This window comes from Alcanivorax sp. HI0083, from assembly GCF_001635175.1.
Genome location: NZ_LWFX01001031.1, coordinates 1 through 5,856, shown reverse-complemented (window position 1 = coordinate 5,856; position 5,856 = coordinate 1). Strand labels below are relative to the sequence as shown.

Annotated in this window: 7 protein-coding genes; 6 read left to right on the top strand and 1 reads right to left on the bottom strand. The window is 61.3% G+C overall.

Annotated features, from left to right (window positions below; genetic code table 11):
• The 6 genes from A3754_RS13150 to modC form a co-directional block, all read left to right on the top strand.
• Nucleotides 1-888 (top strand): carboxylesterase family protein (locus A3754_RS13150; protein WP_156496982.1); only part of this gene is annotated, 888 nt, incomplete at its 5' end.
• Between the two features lie 155 nt (nt 889-1,043).
• Complete coding sequence (locus A3754_RS13145; protein WP_063520057.1) at nt 1,044-1,403, top strand: BolA family transcriptional regulator; 360 nt, start codon at nt 1,044-1,046, stop codon at nt 1,401-1,403.
• Nucleotides 1,400-2,353 carry a rhodanese-related sulfurtransferase gene (locus A3754_RS13140; protein ID WP_063520056.1) on the top strand — a complete coding sequence of 318 codons (954 nt, stop codon included), beginning with the start codon at nt 1,400-1,402 and terminating at the stop codon, nt 2,351-2,353. The genes A3754_RS13145 and A3754_RS13140 overlap by 4 nt, the downstream gene beginning before the upstream one ends.
• Before the next feature lie 69 nt (nt 2,354-2,422).
• The gene (gene modA / locus A3754_RS13135; protein ID WP_063520055.1) at nt 2,423-3,151 is read left to right on the top strand and encodes a molybdate ABC transporter substrate-binding protein; all 729 of its coding nucleotides are present in this window, start codon (nt 2,423-2,425) and stop codon (nt 3,149-3,151) included.
• On the top strand, nt 3,141-3,827 hold the full coding sequence (gene modB, locus A3754_RS13130; protein WP_063520054.1) for a molybdate ABC transporter permease subunit: 687 nt from the start codon (nt 3,141-3,143) through the stop codon (nt 3,825-3,827). Before modA ends, modB begins: the two co-directional genes overlap by 11 nt.
• The gene (gene modC / locus A3754_RS13125) at nt 3,824-4,876 is read left to right on the top strand and encodes a molybdenum ABC transporter ATP-binding protein (RefSeq protein ID WP_063520053.1); all 1,053 of its coding nucleotides are present in this window, start codon (nt 3,824-3,826) and stop codon (nt 4,874-4,876) included. The genes modB and modC overlap by 4 nt, the downstream gene beginning before the upstream one ends.
• Here modC and A3754_RS13120 read toward each other — a convergent pair.
• The coding region (locus A3754_RS13120; protein ID WP_063520052.1) for a prolipoprotein diacylglyceryl transferase family protein at nt 4,854-5,856 on the bottom strand (1,003 nt) is incomplete at its 5' end. The two genes, modC and A3754_RS13120, sit on opposite strands and share 23 nt — an antisense overlap.

Below are 5,856 nucleotides of genomic sequence, written 5' to 3'. Positions count from 1 at the left end.
GCCGATTTTGTGCTCGCCCCGGATCAGGTGCGCAAGGTGACCGACGCCTTTGTGGATGCACTACCGGGGGCGGGCAGCGCAGCCGAGAAATTGGCCAGTGCCGATGACAAGAGTTGGATCAAGGCCCAGAACGCCGCCGTCAAGGTGCTGGTCGATCGCGGGCTACGCACAACCACGCCGCAGTTTGCCATGAACTTTCTGCCCATGGTCGACGGTGACTTGCTGCCGGCACTGCCGATCGACGCGATTGCCGCAGGGGCGGCAGCGGACAAGTGCCTGCTGGCCGGTGTCTGCCGTGATGAATTCCACTTCTTTCAGTATGCCGGGGTGCTGGCGGGCACCACCACCATGGATGCGTTGAAGCAGATTGACGACGACGAGATTCTGCGGCGCTTTGAGCGGGCGCTGCCGGGCAATGGTGCCCGGGCGCTGGATTATTACCAGTCCACGGTGGCGCCGGATAGCCGTCGTAGCCGGCTGGACTTCCTGTCGGCCATGGAGTCGGATCGCCTGTTCCGGGTGCCAACGGTCCGGCTGTTGGATGCCCAAAGCAAGCATAACGCGCAGTGCTGGGGCTTCCAGTTCACCTGGCAGAGCGAGCCTTTCGGCATCCCTTTGGGGGCTTGCCATGTGGTGGATGTGGCTTTTGTGTTTGGCGTGACCGATACGCCTGCGGGCATGTATTTTACCGGTGGCACCGATGAAGCCCGGGCACTGTCCCGGAAGGTGCAGGATGCCTGGGGCGCCTTTGCCCGTGGGGATTCACCGGGTTGGGATGGCTGGCGCAACGACCGTCAGGTTTGTCAGCTGGGTCCGGGAGAGCCCCGGGCAGCCTTGCTGGATGAGGCCGGCGAACAGCTCTGGCAGGCGATTATCCCCACGGTTTAATGACGTCCCGGGCAGCTGTATTTTCTCTGTGCCCTCAAACCCCGTAGAATACGCGCCCCGCGAGGGGCGTTAGGCCCTGCTGTGACTGGTATAATCAGTCCATTCGCCGTGTTTTCCCGAACGGCCCCGGCCCGGTTTTATCTGTGAGGTGGACCATGAGTGTAGCGACATTGATCGAGCGCAAGGTTTTCGAGGCGGTGCCTGTGGCACATTTCGCGCTGGAAAATGAAAGCCACAAGCACAGCGTGCCGCCGAACTCGGAAACGCATTTCAAGCTGGTGCTGGTGAGCGACGCCTTTGACGGCATGATGCCGGTACGTCGCCACCAGATGTTGTACAAGATTCTGGCCGAAGAACTGGATGGCCCGGTCCATGCACTGGCTTTGCATACCCATACCCCGGCGGAATGGCAGGCAAAAGGGGGCGAGATACTGGCGTCACCGGATTGCCTGGGTGGCAGTAAACACGATCCGCAGATGACGGCGGGAAAGAACACAGCGGGAGAGAAACAGTGAGCACCCAGCATCGGGTAGAAACCGCAGACAGCATTGTCGTTGCAGCCCTGTACAAGTTTGTTCGCCTGCACGGGTTCGAGCAATTGCAGCAACCCTTGCTGGACCTGATGCATGACAATGATGTGCGTGGCACCCTCTTGCTCGCGGATGAAGGCATTAACGGCACCATTTCCGGCCCGCGGGCGGGTGTGGATACGGTGCTGGGCTGGCTGAAACAGGACGAGCGGCTGGCGACACTGGAGCACAAGGAGTCCTTCCACGACGAACACCCGTTCCTGCGCACCAAGGTGAAGCTGAAAAAAGAGATTGTCACCATGGGCGTTGAAGGCATCGACCCGACCCGCACCGTGGGCACCTACTTGTCGCCGGAAGAGTGGAATACGGTGATTTCCGATCCCGATACCGTGTTGATCGATACCCGCAATGACTATGAAGTGGAAGTGGGCACCTTCAAGGGGGCCATTAACCCGGAAACCCGTACCTTCCGTGAATTCCCTGACTACGTGAAAGAGACCCTGGACCCGGCCAAACACAAGAAGGTGGCCATGTTCTGCACCGGTGGCATCCGCTGCGAGAAGTCCACCGCGTACCTGAAAGAGCAGGGCTTTGAAGAGGTCTACCACCTGAAAGGGGGCATTCTCAAATACCTGGAAGAAATGCCCAAGGAAGACTCCCTGTGGGAAGGGGAGTGCTTTGTGTTTGATGAGCGGGTGACCGTAGACCATGATCTGAACCCCGGTGAATTTGATCAGTGCCATGCCTGCCGCCGGCCGATCAGCGATGAAGACAAACGCAGCGAACAATTCCAGCTTGGGGTGTCATGCCCGAAGTGCTACGACGAATCCTCCCCTGAACAGAAGCAGCGCTTTGCGGAACGGCAGAAACAGATTGAACTGGCCCGGGCGCGTGGCCGCCAGCATCGAGGGCAGAACCCGCGCAAATCTTCCTGACAGTGCTTCACGGCTGACTTAGACTGGGCGATTCCCGGTCCTGGTCTCGGGATAGTCACGGAGTGTTTGATGCGGATTCTGGTTTTTCTTTTGATGAGTGTGCTCAGCGCCCCGGTGCTGGCCGGCAACGCCCAGGTGGCGGTGGCCGCCAACTTTGCACAAACGCTCAAACAACTGATCACGCTGTACATAAAGAGCCACCCGGATGACCGGATCGGCGTGACCGTGGCCTCCACCGGCAAACTGGCGGCACAAATTCGCCAGGGCGCCCCATACGATATCTTCCTCGCGGCCGATCAGCGCCGCCCCGCTGAACTGGCACAAGAAGGCTTGTTACTCCCGGCATCGATCCGTACCTATGCCCAGGGCATTCTGGTGCTGTGGACGCCGGCCCGTGGCGTTCCGTTGGGGCCCGAGAGTTTGCGTCAGGGTAATGTGCAGCCATTGGCGCTGGCGAACGCGCGTACCGCTCCCTATGGCGTGGCGGCGGAAGCAGTCCTGGCGCGGGTGAATCTGCCCGTGGCCGTCAAACAGGTGACCGCAGAGAATGTGGGGCAGAGCTATCACTTTGCCCATAGCGGAGCGGCCGCGGCGGCCTTCGTGGCCCTGAGCCAGGTACAGCAGCAGGGCGGAAGCCAGTGGCGTGTCCCGGCGGACTGGTATGCACCGATTGTTCAGCAGGGTGGACTGCTTGGCGCCAATGCCACCGCGCAGCGTTTTTACGACTTCCTGTTCAGTCCCCAGGCGCAGACGTTGATCGACCAGGCGGGTTACCGGGTGCCTGACGATGCTTTCTGAGGGGGACTGGCTTGCTCTGGGCGTCAGTATTCAGCTGGCGTTGCTCACCACAGTGATACTCATGGTGCTTTGTACGCCTTTGGCCTGGTGGCTGGCTCGTCGACGACTACCCGGCCAGGCTTTGCTGGAGGCGGTGTTGGCCTTACCGCTGGTGCTGCCTCCTTCGGTGCTGGGTTTTTACTTGTTGATCGGGCTGGGCCCGAACGGGCCGGGGGGCTGGCTGGCAGAGGTATTCGCGCAACGTTCACTGGCGTTTACCTTTACCGGACTGGTGATCGGCTCTGTGCTGTATTCGCTGCCCTTCGTTCTGCAACCGTTGAAAAACGCGTTTTCTGCCATTGATTCACAGCAATTGGACATGGCCGCCGTTGCTGGCGCCCGGCCCCGCGACCGTTTTTTCTCCCTGGTGCTTCCCCAGTGCCGGGAGGGATATGCCAGCGCGGCGATTTTGGGGTTCGCGCATACCCTGGGCGAGTTCGGCGTGGTGTTGATGATTGGTGGCAGCCTGTCCGGGGAAACCCGGGTGGCCTCTGTTGCCCTGTATGAGCATGTGGAAGCCGGCGATTATGCCAGTGCCCATCGGCTCGCAGCCGTGCTGCTGGGGCTGTCGTTATTGCTGCTGTGGGGGCTGTTCCGCTGGCAGCGTCGCCGGCCGGGTCTGGGGGCCATGCCATGAGCCTGGAGCTGTCAGTACAGGGCCTGCGGGGCAGTTTTCGATTGCAGGTGGAGGCGACGCTGCAGCCCCGGGGCGTCACGGTGTTGTTTGGGCCTTCCGGGGCTGGCAAGAGTTCGTTGCTACGGATGGTGGCGGGGCTGGACCATTGCGAGGGTGCGATCAGCTTTGCCGACCAGGCGTGGTTGTCACAAGACGTTGAGCTGGCGCCGTGGCAACGGCCCATCGGCATGTTGTTTCAGCAGCCCACCCTGTTTCGCCACCTCACCGTGCAGGGCAACTTGGAGTATGTGGCCCGGCGCCGTCAGAGCCCGGCGGGGCAGCAAGCGCAGGTGATCGAACAAACCGGCATTGGCCCGTTGCTGGCCCGGCGGGTGGAGGGCTTGTCTGGCGGGGAAAGCCAGCGGGTGGCGTTGGCGCGGGCCATGCTGGGGGCGCCGCAACTGCTGCTGCTTGATGAGCCGCTGTCGGCGCTGGATGAGGCGCATAAGCGTGAACTTCTGGATCTGATTGCCCTGGCCGCGCGCACCGTGCCGGTGTTGTACGTGACCCACAATATGGACGAGCTTCTGCGCCTGGCGGATCAGGTCTGGTTGATGGAGCGCGGCCGCATTATTGCCCAAGGGCCGGCCAGCCAGGAGCTGTCGCGTCTGGATGGCTCCCTGGCTCAACGCGCGGACGCGACAGCGCTATTGGCTGGCCTGGTGGCGGACTACGCCCGTGAGGATCATTTGCAGGGCATCACCGTGGGGGATGCTACGCTGTGGCTGCCTGTTGAGCAGCAGCTGGTTGCCGGTGAGTCTGTGCGGCTGCGCATTGCCGCCCGGGATGTGAGCCTTTGTCTGAGCGCGCCGGGCGACAGCAGTATTCTCAATATTCTGCCGGCCCGGGTGGTCGGCTTGCGTGAGGTCGGGCCCGGGCAATGCCTGGTTCAACTTACTCTGGCCGGGCAGTGCATCCTGGCCCGGATCTCCGGGCGTTCTGCTCGTCAGCTTTCCCTGTTTCCCGGTGCCGATGTCTATGCCCAGATCAAGGCCGTGGCGCTGGTGTAGAACGGCGCAGGGTGGCGCCGAGGGAAGCGGTGCCTGACGGCTGCCCTGTGTCCTTCTTGTCATGCTGGTGATGCTCACCCTCGCAGCCGGCCTGGCTGCGCCAGTCGGCGGCCAGCCCGAATCGTAGCTCACCGGTGGTGATGGTGCTGGTGCCCGAGAAGAAAAACATGACAACCGTAATCAACTGCAGGCACAGGATGACTCCAGGCGTCCACAGTGCACCTAGCCCTGCGTGGAGTAACGGTTGCAAATCACTATGGCTGGGCAGCGCGATACTGATAGCCACACCGTACAGGGCAGCGAGCAACGCCATCAGCTGATAGACCGAGAACAGCTTGCTGCCTCCACGGTAATCCGCTCGCAGCGTTTCCGAATACACCCGCCAAAGCTGGCTACCCACCAGGCTCAGGGCAAAGGCCAGGGCAAATAACTGGTGGAAGAACAGGGCACTGCATAACAGTGCCAATGCCGTGTAGAGCACGCAGGTTACTGCCTGAATGGGAATGACTTTGACGGCTTCCATTTCCCCGGCAAAGGCGATTTTCTTGGTTTTGCCGATAAAGACATGGTTGAGCGTGGCAAACATGCGCCGGGCCCAGCCGGGAGCATCGTTGAGCGCTTTACCGTAACAGCAACCGAAGCTGATACAGGCCAGTCGACCGATGCCTTCCCCCATCACATAGGCGATGGACATGGCTGCCAGCATGGGCAAGGTGGGTAGTGGTGTGTCCCACCAGTGCTGGCTGGCCTTGTCCGCCAGCCACAGGAACAGCGGCGCAATGATAATACCCACGAAACTGGCGCCGCCGACGGTAAACCCGTGGCGATTTTTTTCTACCACGGTGGCAATGATTTTGGCTGCCGGAAGGCAAATGGCTAACACTCCCAGCGTCAGGAGCACTGTAGCCATCAGTGAAACACCGACGGCGGCAGTAAGAAGAATGAACGTGGCAACGCCGAACCCGCCGGCCAGGCCGGTA

Excerpts from the sequence above, each read along its gene's own strand:
- A3754_RS13145 (WP_063520057.1), top strand. The coding sequence starts at position 1,044 with ATGAGTGTAGCGACATTGATCGAGCGCAAGGTTTTCGAGGCGGTGCCT.
- modA (WP_063520055.1), top strand. The coding sequence starts at position 2,423 with ATGCGGATTCTGGTTTTTCTTTTGATGAGTGTGCTCAGCGCCCCGGTG.
- modB (WP_063520054.1), top strand. The coding sequence starts at position 3,141 with ATGCTTTCTGAGGGGGACTGGCTTGCTCTGGGCGTCAGTATTCAGCTG.
- modC (WP_063520053.1), top strand. The coding sequence starts at position 3,824 with ATGAGCCTGGAGCTGTCAGTACAGGGCCTGCGGGGCAGTTTTCGATTG.